The sequence below is a fragment of the Stenotrophomonas mori genome (assembly GCF_023556335.1).
GTDB lineage: Bacteria > Pseudomonadota > Gammaproteobacteria > Xanthomonadales > Xanthomonadaceae > Stenotrophomonas > Stenotrophomonas mori.
On sequence record NZ_JAIKTS010000001.1, the window covers coordinates 1,352,370 to 1,370,497 of the forward strand.

Here is an 18,128-nt window from a genome sequence, read left to right on the forward strand (position 1 = left end):
GTGTCCCAGCTTCACCGGGGCTTGCCAAGCCGGCACCGCCACGGCCCCTGCCCGGCCGGCGGCCCGGCAGGCAGGCCGCCGGCGCGGACGGCACCGGAAGTGCGGGTAGAATTGCCGCCCTCCTCCCGCCACCCGAATGGATTGAGCGCCATGACCGGGACGCCAGACGTCTGCCCTGCCCCCGCCACGAGCGAGACCCCGCTCGTCGCCCTGCCCACCGCCCCGCACCGGCACGACCCGGCGCCGGACCGCGCCGGCGGCTCCCGCGCGGTCCGCGGCAAGCTCTACATCAAGACCCACGGTTGCCAGATGAACGAGTACGACTCGGCCAAGATGGCCGACGTGCTGGCGGCTGCCGAGGGCCTGGAGCTGACCGACGACCCCGCCGAAGCGGACGTCGTGCTGGTCAACACCTGCTCGATCCGCGAGAAGGCGCAGGAAAAGGTGTTCAGCCAGCTCGGCCGCTGGAAGGCGCTCAAGGCCGGCGGCCGCGACGTCATCATCGGCGTCGGCGGCTGCGTCGCCTCGCAGGAGGGCGAGGCCATCGTCAAGCGCGCGCCCTACGTGGACCTGGTGTTCGGCCCGCAGACCCTGCACCGGCTGCCCGAGCTGATCCGCGCCCGCCGCGAGCAGAACCGGCCGCAGGTGGACATCAGCTTCCCCGAGATCGAGAAGTTCGACCGCCTTCCCGAGCCGCGCGCCGAGGGCCCCTCGGCGTTCGTCTCGATCATGGAAGGCTGTTCCAAGTACTGCTCGTTCTGCGTGGTGCCCTACACCCGCGGCACCGAGGTCAGCCGCCCGTTCGAGGACGTGGTGGTCGAATGCGCCCAGCTGGCCGCGCAGGGCGTGCGCGAGATCAACCTGCTCGGGCAGAACGTCAACGCCTACCGCGGCCCGTATGGCGACGGTGCGTGCGAGGGGCTTGACCCGAGCGAACAGCACTATGCGGACCTGGGCCTGCTGATCCGCACCCTCGCCGAGATCGACGGCATCGGCCGCATCCGCTTCACCACCTCGCACCCGCTGGAGTTCTCCGACTCGCTGGTGGACGCCTACCGCGACGTGCCCAAGCTGGCGAACTACCTGCACCTGCCGGTGCAGGCCGGCAGCGACCGCGTGCTCAGCGCGATGAAGCGCGGCTACACCGCGCTGGAATTCAAGGCCAAGATCCGCAAGCTGCGCGCGGTGCGCCCGGACATCGCGATCAGTTCGGACTTCATCGTCGGCTTCCCCGGCGAGACCGAGGCGGATTTCGAGAAGACCATGAAGCTGATCGAGGATGTCGGTTTCGACCAGAGCTTCTCCTTCATCTATTCGCGCCGCCCCGGCACCCCCGCCGCCGACCTGGAGGACACCACCAGCGAGGCCGAAAAGCACGCGCGGCTGTCGCGGCTGCAGGCGCACATCAACGAGCATGCCGCGGGCATCTCGCGCGCGATGGTGGGCAGCGTGCAGTCGGTGCTGGTCGAAGGCCCCTCGCGCAAGAACCCGGACGAACTGACCGGCAAGACCGAGAACATGCGTTCGGTGAACTTCCCCGGGCACCCGCGGATGATCGGCCAGTTCGTCGACGTGGTGATCACCGAGGCGCTGACCAATTCGCTGCGCGGGCGCATCGCCACGCGGGAGTAAGCCGCGCCCTGCCAGGCCCGCTCCGGCGGGGCGTCGCTGGCCAGTTCCTGGCCACCCGGCGCGGCGCCTTGCAGCGCAAGGGCTGCCGCGACTTGTCCACAGGCCCGCGCACCCGTCATCCACAGCCACTGTGGATACGCCGGCACGGCCTGGGACAGAGCCCCGCCACATCCCCGGACGCCTGGCCGCACAGGGCCGGCACGCGGCCATCCGGTGTGGAGAAGCGTGCGCCGCGCCGTCAGTCCAGCCGCTTGCGGAACCGCAGGATCGCGCCGGCCATCATCACCGCACTGAAGGCCAGCAGCGCCAGCGCGTCCGGCCACAGTTCCCACAGGCTCGCGCCACGCAGCATCACCCCGCGGATCAGGCGCAGGAAATGCGTCAACGGCAGCACCTCGGCCAGCCACTGCACCGCACGCGGCATGCCGGCGAACGGGAACATGAAGCCGGACAGCAGGATCGAGGGCAGGAACAGGAAGAACGTCATCTGCATCGCCTGGAACTGCGACTGGGCACCGGTGGAGACCAACAGGCCCAGCGCCAGGTTGGCGACGATCAGCAGCCCGGCGGCGAGGAAGACATCCAGCAGGCTGCCGCCCAGCGGCACGTGGAACAGCCAGGCGCCCAGCGCCAGCACCATGCCGGTCTGCACCAGGCCGACAACCACGTAGGGAACGACCTTGCCGACCATCAGCTCGGCGCTGCTCAGCGGCGTGGCGATCAGCAGCTCCATGTTGCCGCGCTCGCGTTCGCGCACGATCGCCACCGCAGTGAACAGCACCATCGTCATGGTCAGGATCACGCCCACCAGCCCCGGCACGATGTTGGTCGCCGAACTGCGCTGCGGGTTGTAGAAGCTGACCAGGGTGATCGCACCGCTTGCCAGCGGATCGGAGCCTGCACTGTCCAGCGGCATCCGCGCCAGCTGCGCCGCCGCGCTCTGCACCGCGTTGTCGCTGCCGTCGACCAGGATCTGCAGCGCCTCGCGGCCCTCCGCGCGGCGCCGCTCGTAGTCGGGCGGGATCACGATGCCGATGCTGATTTCGCCGCGCCGCATCGCGTCCACCAGTTGCTGCGGCGTGGCCGCCTCCAGCGTCGGGGAGACCACGCCGGTGGCCACGATGTCGCGCGCCAGCACCCGCGACGCCGAGGTGCGTGCCTGGTCGGCGATGCCGGCGGACAGGTCGCGCAGGTTGGTGTTGATCGCATAGCCGAACAGCAGCAGCTGCATCACCGGGATGCCGATGATCATCGCCAGGGTGATGCGGTCGCGCCGCATCTGCCGCAGCTCCTTGACCATCACCCCGAGCAGGCGGCGCAGCTTCATGCCCCCTCCCCGCCGGCCACCGGCTTCCGGCGCGTCGCGGCGACGAACACGTCCTCCAGGCTCGCCGCCTGCGGATGCATGCGCGCGGGGATGCCCGCCGCCCGCAGCGCATCGGCCAGCGACGTCGGGTTCCCGCCCTCGTCCAGCAGCACGCGCAGGCTGTTGCCGATCTGCGCCACGCTGACCACGCCCGCACAGGCCGACAGCGCCCTTGCCGCCTGCCGCGGGCGGTCGGCATCGACCACCAGCATGCGCCCCTCCAGCCGGGCGGTGAGTTCGGCCGGCGTGCCGTCGGCCACCAGCACGCCGCGGTCGAGGATGGCGATGCGGTGGCAGCGCTCGGCCTCGTCCATGTAGTGCGTGGAGACCAGCAGCGTGGTGCCGGCATCGGCCAGTTCGAAGAGCTTCTCCCAGAAATCGCGGCGCGATTCCGGGTCCACCGCGCTGGTGGGTTCGTCCAGGAACAGCAGTTCGGGCTCATGGATCACCGCCGCGGCCAGGGCCAGGCGCTGCTTCTGGCCGCCGCTCATGGTGCCGGCCAGCTGCTTTTGCCGGTCCTGGAAATGGTATTGCTCGACCAGCTCGTCGATGCGCCGCCGCGCCTGCGCCTTGGGCAGGTCGTGCACCGCGGCCAGGAACTCCAGGTTCTCGCGCACGCTGAGGTCGTCGAACAGCGAGAACTTCTGGGTCATGTAGCCGATGCGGCTGCGCAGCGCCTCGGCCTGCTCGGGAATGCGCAGGCCGAGCACCTCGATCCGCCCCGCGCTGGGGGTGAGCAGGCCGCACAGCATGCGGATGGTGGTGGACTTGCCCGAGCCGTTCGGGCCGAGGAAGCCATAGACATGCCGGCGCGGCACCTCCAGGTCCACGCCGTCCACCGCCGTGAGCGTGCCGAAGCGCTTGCTCAGGCCACGCGCGCGGATCGCGACGTCGTCGGCTTCCACCGCGGCGGGCTCAGTGCGCGGCATCGGCCAGCACCTGCACCGGCGCCCCCACCGGCAGCGTCGCCGCCTCCTTGCCGAGGCTGATCTCGGCCAGGTAGCTCAGGCGTTCGGCGTCCTGTCCGGTCAAGGCGAAATACGGGGTGAACACCGGCTCGCTGCGGATCATCCGCACGCGGCCGTCGAACACCGGCCCCTCCGGCTGCACCTGCACCCGCAACGCATCGCCCACCTGCACGCGGTTGCGCAGCGCCTGCGGCAGGTAGACGCGCGCATAGGGCGCCTCGCCCACCAGCAGGACCGCCAGCGGCGCGCCGGTGGCCGGCTGGTCCCCGAGTTTGTAGGGAAGGCTGTCGATGCGGCCGGCGCGCGGTGCGACCAGCGCCAGCTTGTCCAGCACCACCGACTGCACCGTCGCACTGGCCCTGGCCGACGCCAGTGCGGCCTCGCCCTGCGCCAGCTGCTCGCTGCGGCTGCCATGCAGCAGTTCGTCCAGCGCCGCCGTGGCCTGCCGCACCTGCGCCTGCGCGCTCTGCGCGGCGGCCCGGGCACGGTCCAGCTCGGCGGCCGCCACCAGCCGCTGCCCGGACAGCGGCTGCAACCGTGCGTGGTAGGCCTTGGCCTCCTGCGCCTGCGCCTGCGCGGCGGCCAACGCAGCGCGGGCCTGGGCGATGTCCTCCGCACGCGGCCCGTGGCGCAGCTCCAGGAGCGCGGCGTCGCGCTGCGCTTCCTGCGCCTGCAGCGCTTCCAGCTGCGAGCGCACCTGGGCCGGTTCGAGCTGCATCAACGGCGCGCCGGCGGCGACCTGCTGGCCTTCGCGCACGTCGATGCGCACGATGCGTTCGGATACCGGCGCCGGCACCGTCACCCGGTCCCATTCCAGGGTGCCCAGCGCCTGCGGCGCCTGCCACGAGCACCCCGCCAGCAGCGTCGCCAGCAGTAGCGCGCCGGCCCAGCCTCGGTCATTCATGTCCCAGCTCCAGTCCACGCGTCAACAACGCCAGGGCGTGCCGCTGCACCGCCTCGGCTCCCAGGTCCCCGGCACCGAACAGCTGCTGCCAGATCGGCGCGCTGGCCAGCGGGAACATCGTCAGCCCCACCAGCGACACCACCATCAACCGCGGGTCCAGGTCCGGGTTGAGCCGCCCGGCCCGCTGCGCGGCGGCGAAGCGCTCCACCAGCAGGTGCGGCAGCATCGGGCCGATCCGTTCGATCATCACGCTGCGCAGGGCACCGCCCTCGCAGAGGATTTCCCGCACCCACAGTGTCGGCAACCACGGATGGGCCGCCACCGCCCGCGTGATCCCGGCAACGAAACCGGCCACCAGGGTGGCCACGTCGCTGTCCGCCCCCCCCACCCCGGCATGCACCTGGGCCATCACCGGCCACAGCCGCTCGGCCACCACCGCCTGCTGCAGCTGTCCCTTGTCGCCGTAGTAGTAGTGGACCAGCGCCGGCGTCACCCCGGCGCGGCGGGCGATGTCGCGCAGCGAGGTGGCGCCGATGCCCTGGGCGGCGAAGCAGGCCAGGGCGGCGTCCAGCAACCGTTCGCGAAGGTCGATGGCATCGGCGCCGGGGCGCCGTCCCGGTGTGCGCCTGCGGGGCGTGCGGGACGCCGGACCGGCCGGCGCCTTCGTCGTGGTGCCGGGGCCGGCCGTGGGTTTCCTGGAGTTGGGTCGCTTCATCGGCTTATTTAATTCAATGGATAATTAAATTTCAATGAGGGAAACGTGCAGGCCGCACCGCCACGTCCCGCGCCGGCCCATGGCCGGCCCCGCGGACGCCCGCATGGGAAGTGAGACAATGCCGGCCCGTCATCCCACGGCATTGATACCCACCGCATCGGCACCACCTTTCCTTCCATGACTGCCATCGCCCACCACGACTTCACTCTCGAACCGGCCGACAACGCGCGGCTGGCCAACCTCGCCGGCCCGTTCAACGAGAACCTGCGCCAGGTCGAACTGCGGCTGGGCGTGGAGATCGCCAACCGCGGCAACGTGTTCCGCGTCAGCGGCCCCGAGCGCGCGCTCGACGAGGCCGAGCGCCTGCTCAGGGCGTTGTACGCGGAGGCCGCCGACGCTCCCCTGGACAGCCATGCCATCCACCTGCTGCTGAGCCGTGCCAACGTCGAACAGGTCGCCGAGCGCGCCTACGAGGCCCAGGACGTGGCGGTCAAGGTGAAGCGCGGCACCGTGCGCGGCCGCGGCCGCAACCAGGCGCGCTACCTGCACCAGATCGCCACCCACGACATCAACTTCGGCATCGGCCCGGCCGGTACCGGCAAGACCTTCCTGGCCGTGGCGATGGCGGTGGATGCACTGAACGAATCGCGCGTGCAGCGCCTGGTGCTGGTGCGCCCGGCGGTGGAGGCCGGCGAGAAGCTCGGCTTCCTGCCCGGCGACCTCACGCAGAAGGTCGACCCCTACCTGCGACCGCTGTACGACGCCCTGTACGAGATGCTCGGCGTGGAGAAAGTGGCCAAGCTGCTGGAGAAGAACGTCATCGAGATCGCACCGCTGGCCTACATGCGCGGGCGCACCCTCAACGACGCCTTCGTGATCCTGGACGAGGCGCAGAACACCACCATCGAGCAGATGAAGATGTTCCTGACCCGGCTGGGCTTCGGCTCCACCGCGGTGGTCACCGGCGACCTCACCCAGACCGACCTGCCCAAGCACGTCACCTCCGGCCTGCGCGACGCCGTCGACGTGCTGCGCGAGGTCGACGGCGTGAGCTTCACCTTCTTCGAATCGCGCGACGTGGTCCGCCACCCCCTGGTGGCGCGCATCGTCAGCGCCTACGACCGCCGCGAGCTGCAGCGGATCAACCCCGCGGCCGAATAGGTCCCGCCCCATGGGCGCCTCGCGGGCGGCGCGCGGCGCCGTCCACCGCGTGACCGCGTGGCGCCACCCGCGCAGGCGCGCCGCAGGCCCCGGTCCCGCGTTGCACGGGCATCGCCGGCCCGCGGGCACCGGCCATCGCCGCGGCGCCGGGTCGCGGTGGGCGCGCATGCGCGCGATACTGTGTGCTTCCGCACCGCCCGATTCCCGGAACCGCCATGACCAAGGGTCCCCTCAACCTCGACGTCGCCGTCAGCTATGCGCTGCCCCGCGCCGGGCTGCCCGCCGCGGTGAGTTTCCGCCGCTGGGTCGCCGCGGCGCTGAAGAACCGCATCCGCGATGCCGATCTCGCGATCCGCCTGGTCGATGCCCGGGAAGGCCAGTCGCTGAACCGCCACTACCGCGGCAAGGACTACGCCACCAATGTGCTCAGCTTCCCCGCCGAGCTGCCCGAGGGCCTGCCCAAGGGCATCAAGTTCCCGCTGCTCGGCGACCTGGTGATCTGCGCGCCGGTGGTCGCGCGCGAAGCCCTGGAACAGGGCAAGGCACTCAACGCCCACTATGCCCACCTCACCGTCCACGGCGTGCTGCACCTGCTCGGCTGGGACCACGAGGACGACAAGGAAGCCGAGGCCATGGAGCAGCTGGAGCGCGAGATCCTCGCCGAGCTGGGCATCGCCGACCCCTATGCGGGCGAACGATGACCCGGCCTCGGCCATGAGCCGCGCCACCCTCGCCTGCGCGCCCGATGCCCACCCCGCCCCGGCGGTCGCAGGCAGCAGGGCGGCGCATGCCTTTTCCCCGGTTCCCCGATGCACGCGATGACTCCCCGGCTGCTCTTGCTCGCCCTGTCCACCGCCCTGCCCGCCAGCGCGCCCTGCGCGCCCGGCCTCGACCTGCCGGCCCTGATCGAATGCCGCCAGGGCGTGGACGACTTCGCCGCGCTCGCGCCGATCACCGGCGATCCGCTCAAGGCGGTCGCGCTGGGCTGGCGGCCGCTGCCCCAGGGCAACCTGTTCATGACCGAGTACATGCTGAATACGCCGGTGACGGTCTTCGGCCACACCACCCGGCAGATCGCCGTGGCCGGCGCCAGCCTGATGGCGGTGCTCGACCTGCCCGACCCGCGGCCGCTGGCCACGGCGCTGGCGCTGGAGACCGGCTACGACGCCGACGGCAAGTTCATGGCCGGCCGGGAACTGGTCAGCCGCGACGTGAGCGACCCGGACAGCGGCGAGGCGCTGATCGAGTCGGTGATCCTGAGCGTCTCCACCGTCGCCTCGCACCCCGGCAAGACCCTGGCCGGCTGCACCTACAGCCTCGACCTGCCGGACGAGGACGGGGCCCCGCCCCCGCCATCGGCCTGAACGGCCGGCCTGCTAGACTTGCCCCCACCGCCCGGCCTGCCGGGTACCACGAACGAAGCGATGTCCGAAGACGACAGTAGTACCGCCCCGGAGCAGGGTGAAAAGAAACGCGGCTGGCTCGAACGCCTGAGCGCGGCCTTCTCCGGTGAACCCCATACCCGCGACCAGCTGGTCGCCGTGCTCAAGACCGCCGAACAGGACGGCCTGATCGCCGCCGACACCCTGCGCATGATGGAAGGCGCCATCGCGGTGGCCGAGCTCACCGTCGGCGACGTCATGATCCCGCGCTCGCAGATGGTCTCGTTGCCGGTCGAGCAGCCCTTCCTCGAACTGATGAAGCAGGTGGTCGAATCCGGCCATTCGCGCTTCCCGGTGCACGGCGAGAACAAGGACGACGTGCTCGGCATCCTGCTGGCCAAGGACCTGCTGCGCGGCGTCATCGCCGACGCCACCCACACCAGCATCCGCGAGCTGCTGCGGCCGGCGGTGCTGATCCCCGAGGCCAAGAAGCTCAACGTGCTGCTCAAGGAGTTCCGGCTGTCGCGCAACCACATGGCGATCGTCGTCGACGAGTACGGCGGCGTGGCCGGAGTGGTCACTATCGAGGACGTGCTGGAACAGATCGTCGGCGAGATCGACGACGAACACGACGAGGCCGAGGACCACACCGCGCAGATCGCCATCCAGGCCGATGGCCGCTACGTGGTCGACGCCCTGACCGCGATCGAGGATTTCAACGAGCGTTTCGGCGCCACGTTCTCCGACGACGACTACGACACCATCGGCGGCCTGGTCACCGAGGCCGTGGGCCACCTGCCCGAGATCGGCGACGAACTCGCGCTGGACCGTTTCGTGTTCCGCGTCGCGCGCGCCAATGCCCGGCGGGTGCAGGCGTTCCACGTCACCGTGCTGCCCCCCGACCCGCAGGACGAGGCGTGACCGCGCCGCGCCGCGCCTGGCTGCTGGCGCCGCTGCTGATGCTGTGGCTGCTGCTGGCCGCAGGCCCCGCCGCAGCCGCGGTGGACGAGCACGGCCCGGCCCCGCGCATCGGCGTGGTGACGATGCAGCCCGGCACGGTCTTCTTCGAGCGCTTCGGCCACGATGCGCTGGTCGTGGCGCCCGCCGGCGGCGGCCCCCTGCTGTCCTACAACTTCGGTTTCTTCGATCCTTCCGAGACGGACTTCATCGGCAACTTCGTGCGCGGCCGGATGATGTACTACCTGGTCGCGCTGCCGCTGGACGAGGACCTGGCGGGGTACCGCGACGCCGGACGCGGCGCCGGCCTCCAGTGGCTGGACCTGCCGCCCGCGCAGGCGCGGGCACTGGCCGACGACCTGGCCGAACGCGCCCGCCCGGAGAACGCCCGCTACCGCTACGACTACTTCACCGCGAACTGCTCGACGATGGTCCGCGACGCCCTCGACCGGGCCATGGACGGCGGCCTGCGGTCGCAGCTGTCCGGACGCTCGCGCGGCAACACCTACCGCAGCGAGGCCGTGCGGCTGGCCTCGCCGGCGCCCTGGATGTGGCTGGGTTTCGACCTCGGGCTCGGCCCCTGGGCGGACCAGCCCCTGTCGCGCTGGCAGGAGGCGTTCGTGCCGATGCGGCTGGCCGACAGCCTGCGCGAGGTCCGCAACAGCGAGGGCCGCCCGCTGGTCCAGGCCGAACAGGCCCTGCTGCCACAGCGGCTGCCCGCCGAACCGGGCGAGCGCGCCCGCGCCGACTGGCCCTGGCTGCTGACCGGGCTGGTGCTGGCCGCACTGCTGTGGGCCGCGCGCGGACGCCGCCGTGTCCTGGGCGGATTCGCGCTGCCGTTCTGGCTGTTCTGCGGCGTGGCCGGCCTGCTGCTGGCCTACCTGTGGGGCCTGAGCGAGCACCGCGCAGCCTGGGCCAACCGCAACCTGCTGCTGCTCAACCCGCTGGCGCTGCTGTTGCTGCCCGGCGCCTGGCAGCTGCTGCGCGGACGCCGGCCCGGGCGCCTCTTCGCGTGGGCCGCCTGGACCGTGGCCGGCATCGCCACCCTGGCGCTGCCGCTGCACTGGCTGTCGCTGCAGGCCCAGACCAATGCGCAGTGGATCATGCTGCTGCTCCCGGTGCATCTCGCCCTGGCGCTGGCCCTGGGCCGCGCTCCGGCGCCCGCCCGGCCCTGACCACCGCGGCCGTGCGACAGCCACGGCCGCGATCCCTGCCAGGAGGAAGCCCATGGACAACGACAGCGTGCCGGCGGTGACCTCCGCCAACCCCGCCTGCGTCATCAACTGCACCTGGTATGGCGAGGACGGCATCGTCCGTCAGCTGCCCCTGGACGCCATCGGCGACAAGCTGCAGGACCCCGGCAAGGGCTTCGTCTGGGTCGGCCTGTACGAACCCGACGACGCGGTGCTGGAGCAGCTGCAGGCCGAATTCAGCCTGCACGACCTGGCCATCGAGGACACCCGCAAGGCGCACCAGCGGCCCAAGGTGGAGACCTATGGCGATTCGCTGTTCGTGGTGGTGCACACCGCGCAGGTGGTGGACGAGCGCATCCGCTACGGCGAGACCCACGCCTTCCTCGGCGCCCGCTACCTGGTGACCGTGCGCCACGGCGCCTCGCTGTCGTACGCGCCGGTACGCATGCGCCTGGAACGCGAGCACGTGCTGCCGGCGATGGGGCCCGCGTTCTGCCTGTATGCGGTGCTCGATGCGGTGGTGGACAACTACCTGCCGATCACCGACAGCTTCCGCGACACGCTCGACTCGCTGGAGAAGGACATCTTCGCCGAGAACTACCGGCGGCGGACCGTCATCCGCCTGTACGACCTCAAGCGCGAGCTCAACAAGATGCGCCTGGCGGTCAGCCCGCTGCAGGACGCCCTCGCGCACCTGCAGCGCAATCCGGCGCAGCTGCTCGACGACGAGTCGCGGCTGTACCTGCGCGACGTGCAGGACCATGCGGCCCGGGTCAACGACGCCATCGACACCCTGCGCGAGATGCTGGGCACCGCCCTGAGCGTCAACCTGTCGCTGGTCACCCTCGCCCAGGGCGAGACGGTCAAGCGGCTCGGTGCCTGGGCGGCGCTGCTCGCGGCCCCCACCCTGATCACCAGCTGGTACGGCATGAACTTCGCCGACATGCCGGAGCTGGCCGGGCGCTTCGCCTACCCGCTGCTGATCCTCATCGTCGGCGCCGTCTGCGCGGTGCTGTACCGGCTGTTCAAGCGCTCCGGCTGGCTCTGAGCCCCGCGCCCCGGCCGGGACGGAACAGGCCCTGCAGGCACCGGACCGCCCCGGTGCCTGCAGGGCCGCCGCCTTGCTACGAACGTTCCAGCAGCGCCGCCAGCCGGTCGACTTCGGCGCGGTAGCCATCGAGCACCTGCGCGGTGACGGTCACATAGCGGCTGGCTTCTTCCCAGCGCCGTGCCTCCAGCGCCTCGCGCACCCCCGGCAACGTCTTGACGCCGTAACCGGTCATCACGCCCGGCGCGTACACCATGTGCCGGTACCACGGCCGGCCCGGCAGGCCCTGCGCATGGGTCAGGCCCCGCTCCATCCGTGCGGCGAGCGCATTGATCTCGCCCAGCCGCTGCGGGTCCAGCCGCAGGTCGGTGGCCGCCACCCGCGCATAGGCCTGCTCCTGGCGCGCCAGGCTCTCGCGCAGCCGCGCCGCGGCCTGTTCCAGGGGCGCCATGTCGATCTCCGGCACCGCCGTCAGCCGTGCCGGCGGCGCGCGCACCAGGGTCGGGTCGGCCGCCAGCTCGAACAGGCCCGCATCCAGCAGCCGGTGCTGGTCCTGGGCCTCCTTGCGCATGTCCGCCTGGAGCTGGCGCACCTCGCCGACATAGGCATCGATCCGCTCGCCCATGTCGGAGAACCGCATCGGCAGGATCTCGGCGTCGGCCAGGCGCAGGGCGATGCGGCCGCTCAGGCGCGCCAGCGCCGCCGCATAGGCCAGCCCGGGATCGACGAAACGCTGGAAGTGCTCATAGGTGTCGTAATGGGAATGGTAGACCCCGCTCTGGGCCTCGCCACCGAACCCCAGGTTCATCGAGGCGATGCCCAGGTGGGCCAGGAACGGCGCATAGTCCGAGCCCGAGCCCAGCGCCGAGATCGGCAGGTCGCCGCTGGCCGACACCCCGCGCGCGCGCGCCTTGTCGGCGGCACCGCCCTCGTACCCGGACACCAGCAGCCGTGCGCGCAGCCGCTCGGCGACACTGGTCCCGGTCTGCGGATCGGTCACCGACGCGGCCGCCTGGTTGATCATGTGCTGCAGCGAATGGCTGCCGCCGGCGCCGAGGAAGCCCCGACCGTTGCTGTCGGTGTTGATGTAGGCCACCGCCTTGTCGCGCAGCTCCGCGGCATGGGTTTCGACCCATTCGGTCGACCCCAGCAGCCCGGCCTCCTCACCGTCCCAGCTGGCGTAGACCAGCGTCCGGCCGGGCTTCCAGCCCTGCTTGGCCAGCTCGCCCAGGGCCTTGGCCTCGGCCAGCATCGCCACCGTGCCGGACAGCGGGTCCTGCGCGCCCATCACCCAGGTGTCGCGGTGGTTGCCGCGGATCACCCACTGTTCCTGCGGCTGCGTGCCGGGCAGCCGCGCGATGACGTTGTGGATGGTCTTCTGCCCCCAGTCGGACTCGACCACCACGCGTACCCGCGCCGGCCCCGGGCCGGTCTTGTAGGTCAGCGGCAGCGCCCCGCGCCACGATTCGGGCACCACGTCGCCCTGCAGCGCCTTCAGCAGCGGCGTGGCGTCGCCCCAGGACAATGGCAGCACCGGGATCTTCAGGACGGTCTCGGCCTCGGCGAGCGGAATCCGCTTGGCGCCGGGAACCGAGCCGTAGCCCGGCGTCAGCGGATCGCCGGGGTAGATCATCATGTCGGCCACCGAGCCGCGCTGCACGCTCTGCTCCGGCCGGAAGCCGCCCACCGGATAGACGTCGCCGCGGGCATAGCCGTCTTCGCGCGGGTCGGAGTAGATCAGGCAGCCCACCGCGCCGTGACGCTGCGCCAACAGCGGCTTGAGGCCACGCCAGCCGCCGCCGTAGCGGGTGATGACGATCTTGCCGCGCACGTCGATGCCGCGGCGCGCCAGCTCCGCGTAGTCGTCGGGGCCGCCGTAGTTGGCGTATACCAGCTCGCCACTGACATCGCCGTCGCCGCCGTACACGTTGTACGGCGGCAACGCCTGCTCGCGGATCGCCGAGGACGCATCGCCATCGACCGGCGGTTCGGACAGCACCGCCTCATAGCGCTGCGGAGCCAGCATCTGCACCTGCACCCGCTTGGGCGTGGGATACAGCACATCGAAGCTTTCGATCCTGGCGTCCCAGCCGAACTCGCGGAAACGCGCCAGGACGAACTCGGCGTTGGCGCGGCCATGCACGGAGCCTACATGGCCGGGGGCGGAGGACAGTTGTCGCAGCCATTGGTCCATCTGCCCGGGGTCGATGCTGCGGTCGAGCTGCGCCTCGCGCGCACGCTGGGCATCCGCCGATGCGGCACTGAAGCCACGGATCGACGGCGGGGGAGGGTCGCCAGCGTACACGCCCACGGGCACTGCACAGACCATCGACAACAGGCACAGCGGGATCAACGACTTGCTCTTTCGCGATTTCATCAACTGCCTCCGGCGAAGGGAAACCGGCGCCCGCCGGCCACCGATGCGGCCTCCGGCGTACGCCTGCTGCGGGTGACGCCCGCGATCAGCCGAACGGCTGGTCGATCGAAGGGCTCTGCGGCGTCATCAGTCCGGCGCCGTCCTCGGTGACATACAGGATGTCCTCCAGGCGCACGCCGAACTGGCCCTCGATGTAGATGCCCGGCTCGTTGCTGAAGGTCATGCCCGGTTCCAGCAGGTGCTGGTTGCCGCGCACCAGGTAGTCCCACTCGTGCATGTCCAGGCCGATGCCATGGCCCAGGCGATGGGTGAAGTACCGGTAGTCCGGGCCGTAGCCGGCGTCGGAGATGACCTTGCGCGCCGCCGCGTCCAGCGCGCCCATCGCCACGCCGGGACGCGCGGCCGCCAGCGCCGCGTTCTGCGCCTCCAGCACGATGTCGAACACCTTGCGGATGCTGTCGTTGGGCTCGCCGACGACCACCGTGCGGGTGATGTCGCTGGTGTAGCCGTCGGCGCGGCAGCCGCCGTCGAAGATGATCGGCGTCCCCTCCACCAGGGTCTGCGGGGCCAGCGACCCGTGCGGGGAGGCGGTGTACTTGCCGACGTTGACGCTGGCCCCGCCCTGCAGGCCGGTGCGTGCGTAGGCGGTGCCGATCAGGCCGGAGATCGACTTCTCGCTCATGCCCGGCTTCAGCGCGCGCCACACCGCCTCGTAGACCTTGAGCGTGTTCTCGTTGGCCAGCCGCATCAGCGCGATCTCGGCCGCGCTCTTGATCCGCCGGCAGCCCGCGGTGACCGGCCAGGCATCGACCACCTTCATCTGCGGCAGTGCGTCGGCGATGCCCTTGGAACGGAAGAACGGCACCATTTCCTCCATCGCCAGGGTGCCGGTGCCCACGCCGCGCTCGCGCACCACCTGTGCGACCAGCCGGTAGGGGTCCTCGTCCTCGTGCCAGCCGCGCACGTCATGGCCGAAGGTGATCTGCTCCAGGGTGCGCTCGCGCTCGAACTCCGGCGTCACGTAGACCGGATCGCCGCTGCGCGTGAGCACCATGCCGGTCAGGCGCTCGCTGTTGCCCCAGCGGATGCCGGTGAAGTACACCAGCGAGCTGCCGGCGCCGATGAACATCGCATCGATGCCGGACGCCTCCATCAGCTGCTGTGCCCGCGCCAGCCGCTCGCGGCGTTCGTCCACCGTGATCGGCACCACCCGGTGCGCGACCGACTCCAGTGCACGGATCGACTCGGGCAGTGCGTCATCCCCGGTGGCCGCGGTTTCGGCGGCCGGCCCCGCGCACGCGCTGCCGATCATCGCCGCCGGCAGCGCGGCCACGCCGGCCAGGGTGCCGGCGCGCAGGAAACCGCGGCGCCCGCTGTTGAAGGAATCATTCGTCGACATCGTTGCTTGCTCCCGTTGTGTACGTTGTCCGGCGGGTGCGCCGGCAGCGGCGGCGCGGCCCGGTCACGGGCCGCGCGCCATCGTCCTGGCCGTTGCCGGTCAGAACGCGATTCCGGCCTGCGCGTAGAAGAACCGGCCCGGAAGATCGTGGGTCGACGCATCGAAGCCGTTGAGCGAGCAGGACACGCACACCGGCGGTTCCTTGTCCCACAGGTTGTTGATGCCGGCCGACACGGTCATGTCCAGGGTGATCGGCAGCTTCCAGCTGGCGCGCAGGTCCTGGTAGACCGTGCGTCCCAGCACGTGGGTGCCGTTGGGCCGGTTCGGGGCCTTGGACGCGCTGTTGCAGATCGGGAAGCCGGCCGCCCCCGCGCAGCTCTCCTTCATCCGGCTGATGTAGCGGAACGTGGTGTCCACGTCCCAGGCCTTCAGCGCCCAGCCCACCCGCATGTTGGCCGTCAACCGCGGCATGCCGGTGTTGTTGAGCTCCACGCCCACCGTGCGCGGCTCGACCCGGCCGTTGGCGTCGATCGCCTCGTACTCGGCCACGTAGGTGCCCTGCAGGTTGACCTTGAAGCGGCCATAGGCGGACTCCGGGCCCATCCAGTTCACGCCGAAGTCGTAGCCGCTGGTCTTGATCGAGCCCAGGTTGAGCAACAGGTTGTCGAACTGCGCGAAGTCACCGGTACGGCTGCGCACGATGTTCTCGCAGGCGGCCGCGTTCGGGTCGCCGGCGGCGACGCAGCGGTTCAGCCGGGTCTGGGCGTCCAGCGCCTGGATCGCGCCGTCCAGCTTGATCCGGTAGTAGCCGAGGGTGATGTCCATGCGGTCGGCCCAGCCCACGTTCTGCGCCCAGCTCGGGCTGTACACCGCACCGATGGTCAGGCTGGTGGACTCCTCGGGCTTGAGCGCCTCGTTGCCGCCGGTCTGCACGCCGACCTGGCGGCCACTCTGCACATAGCCGTTCGGCACGCCCAGCGCCGCGCACTTGGCGGCGACCCCGGCAAACCCCGGCGCGTCGGCCGAGCACGGGTCCTGGATGGTGGCGTCGAAGCGCGACATGGCCCCGTAGACCTCGCCGATCGACGGCGCCCGGAAGCCCTGCGCCCAGGTGCTGCGCAGGGTCAGGTCGTCGAACACCTGCCAACGCAGGCCCACCTTGCTGTTGGTGGTGTTGCCGAAGGTCGAGTAGTCCGAGAACCGGCTGGCCAGCGACAGGTCCAGCGCGCGGATGCCGGGGATGTCGGCCAGCAGCGGCGCGTTCAACTCCAGGTAGGCCTCGCGGATGTCGTAGCGGCCGCGCGTCGGCTGCGAAGGCACGTTGTTGGATTCGCCCGACACGATCAGCGCATCCGGCTCGTAGGAGCCGAAGTAGTCGCGCGACTCGATGCCGGTCGCGAAGTTCACGTCGCCCGCGGGCAGGGTGAACAGCGAACCGGACAGGTTGGCCGACAGTGCCTTGATCTTGTTCTGGCTGCGGTCGTGCTCCACGAACAGGATGTAGTCGAGCATTTCCTGGGTGATCGAGCCCGGCGCACCCCACAGGTTCAGCGGCACGCAGCCTTCGATCGCCAGGCAGCCGGACGGCGAGCCGACCGCCTTCTTGACGTGGGTCATGTTCATGGTGCCGGTGACCCGCTGGCTGGCGCGGTTGTTGCCGAAGCCCGCGTTCACGTCCCAGTAGTAGCTGCGGTCACGGAAGCCGAACGAGCCCTCGAAGCCGGTGTTGAGGGTGTAGGTGTCCACATCCTGCTCGAACACCCGGTTGCCCGCCTCCACCACCCGGCGGTTGACCGAGATCAGGTTGGTCTGCGGATCCAGGGCGAAGCCGAACGGGTTGTAGATGTTGTCCTGCGCCAGTGAGATGGTGGTCGCCATCGTGTTGCCGCTCGGCCCGAAGCCCAGCGACTGCGCGGCGGCCTCGCTGCGCGAACGGCGGTTGTTGTACAGGCCGCGGATGTACCAGGTGGTGCTCGGTGTCACCGCGTAGCGCGCACTGACGAAGATCGCACCGCGGTTGCTGGGGGTGAGCAGCTTGTTGTCCGGACCGTAGTTGTAGCGGTCGGCGTTGGTGAAGTCGTGGAAGTCGCCGGCGTAGTTGGGTACGCCGGGGGCGGCGTCGCGGTTGAGGGTCAGGTCGCGCGCGACCCCGGTGTTCGGATCGACGAAGCGGAAGCGGCCGTAGGGGCTGGAAGCGCTGCAGTTGGCCAGGCCGGTGCCGGGGATGCACTCGTTGGCGGCACGGGCCCACTCGCGCGTGTGCATGGCCTTCTGGGTGACATAGCTGACGTCGGCGAACAGGTCCAGCTTGTCGCTGGAGTTGCCGAAGGAAATGTTGTTCTGGGTCGTGGTACCGCCGTTCAGGCTGGGATAGGTGCCCCAGTAACTGTTGATCGACACCCCGTCCTGCTTGCGCTTGGTGATGATGTTGAGCACGCCGGCGATCGCGTCGGAGCCGTACAGCGCCGATGCGCCGTCCTGCAGGATCTCGATGCGGTCGATGATGCTGGCCGGGATGGTGTTGAGGTCGACCGAGCCGGACACGCCCGACGCCGAGCTTTCATTGACCCAGCGCACGCCGTCCACCAGCACCAGCACGCGGCCCGAGCCCAGGTGGCGCAGGTCCAGCGTCGCCGAGCCGGAGCCGACGCCGGAGCCGTCCGGCGGGAAGCCGAAGTTGCCGGCGTTGCTGAACTTGGTGTTGAGCGCCGAGCCGGACGAGCTGAGCTGCTGCAGGATGTCGCCGACACTGGTCAGGCCGGTGGCCGCCAGGTCTTCGCCGGTGATCGCCAGCACCGGCACCTGGGTCGCCATGTCGGCGCCCTTGATGCGCGAGCCGGTCACTTCGACCGAATTGAGTGTCACGGGCTTGTCGCCGTCGGCTTCCTGGGCCGATACCGGCAGGGCCAGAGCCATTGTCGACAGAATTACGGATACCGAACTTGCAAGCGTATTGCCAACGAGCGACGCCATGGTGATTTCCCCATACCAGTGAAAGGAACTAAAGGAACTCCTGCCACGGGTGT

14 protein-coding genes are annotated in these 18,128 nt (G+C 70.5%); 7 read left to right on the top strand and 7 right to left on the bottom strand.

Annotation, left to right across the window (positions count from 1 at the left end):
- Window positions 1–150 precede the first annotated feature (150 nt).
- The gene (gene miaB / locus K5L01_RS06105; RefSeq protein WP_250062862.1) at window positions 151–1,632 is read left to right on the top strand and encodes a tRNA (N6-isopentenyl adenosine(37)-C2)-methylthiotransferase MiaB; all 1,482 of its coding nucleotides are present in this window, start codon (window positions 151–153) and stop codon (window positions 1,630–1,632) included.
- 238 nt (window positions 1,633–1,870) lie between these two features.
- Here the strand turns inward: miaB and K5L01_RS06110 are convergent, their stop codons facing one another.
- Genes K5L01_RS06110 through K5L01_RS06125 form a run of 4 tightly spaced genes read right to left on the bottom strand, consistent with a single transcriptional unit; the run spans window position 1,871 to window position 5,585 of the window.
- Window positions 1,871–2,959 carry an ABC transporter permease gene (locus tag K5L01_RS06110; protein WP_250062864.1) on the bottom strand — a complete coding sequence of 363 codons (1,089 nt, stop codon included), beginning with the start codon at window positions 2,957–2,959 and terminating at the stop codon, window positions 1,871–1,873.
- A complete protein-coding gene (locus K5L01_RS06115; protein ID WP_250063498.1) occupies window positions 2,956–3,882 on the bottom strand; it encodes an ABC transporter ATP-binding protein in 927 nt (308 codons plus the stop codon). Before K5L01_RS06115 ends, K5L01_RS06110 begins: the two co-directional genes overlap by 4 nt.
- A gap of 31 nt (window positions 3,883–3,913) precedes the next feature.
- The gene (locus K5L01_RS06120; protein ID WP_250062866.1) at window positions 3,914–4,870 is read right to left on the bottom strand and encodes an HlyD family secretion protein; all 957 of its coding nucleotides are present in this window, start codon (window positions 4,868–4,870) and stop codon (window positions 3,914–3,916) included.
- Window positions 4,863–5,585 carry a TetR/AcrR family transcriptional regulator gene (locus K5L01_RS06125; RefSeq protein ID WP_250062869.1) on the bottom strand — a complete coding sequence of 241 codons (723 nt, stop codon included), beginning with the start codon at window positions 5,583–5,585 and terminating at the stop codon, window positions 4,863–4,865. The genes K5L01_RS06120 and K5L01_RS06125 overlap by 8 nt, the downstream gene beginning before the upstream one ends.
- A gap of 177 nt (window positions 5,586–5,762) precedes the next feature.
- On the opposite strand from K5L01_RS06125, the gene K5L01_RS06130 reads away from it, so the two are divergent.
- From K5L01_RS06130 to K5L01_RS06155, 6 genes are all read left to right on the top strand, one after another.
- Window positions 5,763–6,746, top strand: a complete 984-nt coding sequence (locus tag K5L01_RS06130) for a PhoH family protein (RefSeq protein WP_250062871.1) — start codon at window positions 5,763–5,765, stop codon at window positions 6,744–6,746.
- Window positions 6,747–6,961: 215 nt separating this feature from the next.
- The gene (gene ybeY, locus K5L01_RS06135) at window positions 6,962–7,447 is read left to right on the top strand and encodes an rRNA maturation RNase YbeY (RefSeq protein WP_250062873.1); all 486 of its coding nucleotides are present in this window, start codon (window positions 6,962–6,964) and stop codon (window positions 7,445–7,447) included.
- A 117-nt stretch (window positions 7,448–7,564) separates the two neighbouring features.
- Window positions 7,565–8,110 carry a hypothetical protein gene (locus tag K5L01_RS06140; RefSeq protein WP_250062876.1) on the top strand — a complete coding sequence of 182 codons (546 nt, stop codon included), beginning with the start codon at window positions 7,565–7,567 and terminating at the stop codon, window positions 8,108–8,110.
- A 60-nt stretch (window positions 8,111–8,170) separates the two neighbouring features.
- Window positions 8,171–9,049, top strand: a complete 879-nt coding sequence (locus K5L01_RS06145) for a CorC family transporter (protein ID WP_250062878.1) — start codon at window positions 8,171–8,173, stop codon at window positions 9,047–9,049.
- A gap of 38 nt (window positions 9,050–9,087) precedes the next feature.
- Window positions 9,088–10,260 (top strand): lipoprotein N-acyltransferase Lnb domain-containing protein, encoded by a 1,173-nt coding sequence (locus tag K5L01_RS06150; protein WP_250063500.1) that lies wholly within the window; start codon window positions 9,088–9,090, stop codon window positions 10,258–10,260.
- 52 nt (window positions 10,261–10,312) lie between these two features.
- A complete protein-coding gene (locus K5L01_RS06155) occupies window positions 10,313–11,326 on the top strand; it encodes a magnesium and cobalt transport protein CorA (protein WP_250062880.1) in 1,014 nt (337 codons plus the stop codon).
- 76 nt (window positions 11,327–11,402) lie between these two features.
- Here K5L01_RS06155 and K5L01_RS06160 read toward each other — a convergent pair whose 3' ends face one another.
- The 3 genes from K5L01_RS06160 to K5L01_RS06170 form a co-directional block, all read right to left on the bottom strand.
- A complete protein-coding gene (locus K5L01_RS06160) occupies window positions 11,403–13,703 on the bottom strand; it encodes a transferrin receptor-like dimerization domain-containing protein (RefSeq protein WP_250062883.1) in 2,301 nt (766 codons plus the stop codon).
- 85 nt (window positions 13,704–13,788) lie between these two features.
- On the bottom strand, window positions 13,789–15,102 hold the full coding sequence (locus K5L01_RS06165; RefSeq protein WP_250062885.1) for a M24 family metallopeptidase: 1,314 nt from the start codon (window positions 15,100–15,102) through the stop codon (window positions 13,789–13,791).
- A gap of 99 nt (window positions 15,103–15,201) precedes the next feature.
- Window positions 15,202–18,018, bottom strand: a complete 2,817-nt coding sequence (locus K5L01_RS06170) for a TonB-dependent receptor domain-containing protein (protein WP_250062887.1) — start codon at window positions 18,016–18,018, stop codon at window positions 15,202–15,204.
- Between the last annotated feature and the right edge of the window lie 110 nt (window positions 18,019–18,128).

Coding starts and splice junctions, on each gene's coding strand:
- K5L01_RS06160 (WP_250062883.1), bottom strand. CDS start 13,703: ATGAAATCGCGAAAGAGCAAGTCGTTGATCCCGCTGTGCCTGTTGTCG.
- K5L01_RS06150 (WP_250063500.1), top strand. CDS start 9,088: ATGCTGTGGCTGCTGCTGGCCGCAGGCCCCGCCGCAGCCGCGGTGGAC.
- K5L01_RS06125 (WP_250062869.1), bottom strand. CDS start 5,585: ATGAAGCGACCCAACTCCAGGAAACCCACGGCCGGCCCCGGCACCACG.
- K5L01_RS06155 (WP_250062880.1), top strand. CDS start 10,313: ATGGACAACGACAGCGTGCCGGCGGTGACCTCCGCCAACCCCGCCTGC.
- miaB (WP_250062862.1), top strand. CDS start 151: ATGACCGGGACGCCAGACGTCTGCCCTGCCCCCGCCACGAGCGAGACC.
- K5L01_RS06145 (WP_250062878.1), top strand. CDS start 8,171: ATGTCCGAAGACGACAGTAGTACCGCCCCGGAGCAGGGTGAAAAGAAA.
- K5L01_RS06120 (WP_250062866.1), bottom strand. CDS start 4,870: ATGAATGACCGAGGCTGGGCCGGCGCGCTACTGCTGGCGACGCTGCTG.
- K5L01_RS06165 (WP_250062885.1), bottom strand. CDS start 15,102: ATGTCGACGAATGATTCCTTCAACAGCGGGCGCCGCGGTTTCCTGCGC.
- ybeY (WP_250062873.1), top strand. CDS start 6,962: ATGACCAAGGGTCCCCTCAACCTCGACGTCGCCGTCAGCTATGCGCTG.
- K5L01_RS06170 (WP_250062887.1), bottom strand. CDS start 18,018: ATGGCTCTGGCCCTGCCGGTATCGGCCCAGGAAGCCGACGGCGACAAG.
- K5L01_RS06140 (WP_250062876.1), top strand. CDS start 7,565: ATGACTCCCCGGCTGCTCTTGCTCGCCCTGTCCACCGCCCTGCCCGCC.
- K5L01_RS06130 (WP_250062871.1), top strand. CDS start 5,763: ATGACTGCCATCGCCCACCACGACTTCACTCTCGAACCGGCCGACAAC.
- K5L01_RS06110 (WP_250062864.1), bottom strand. CDS start 2,959: ATGAAGCTGCGCCGCCTGCTCGGGGTGATGGTCAAGGAGCTGCGGCAG.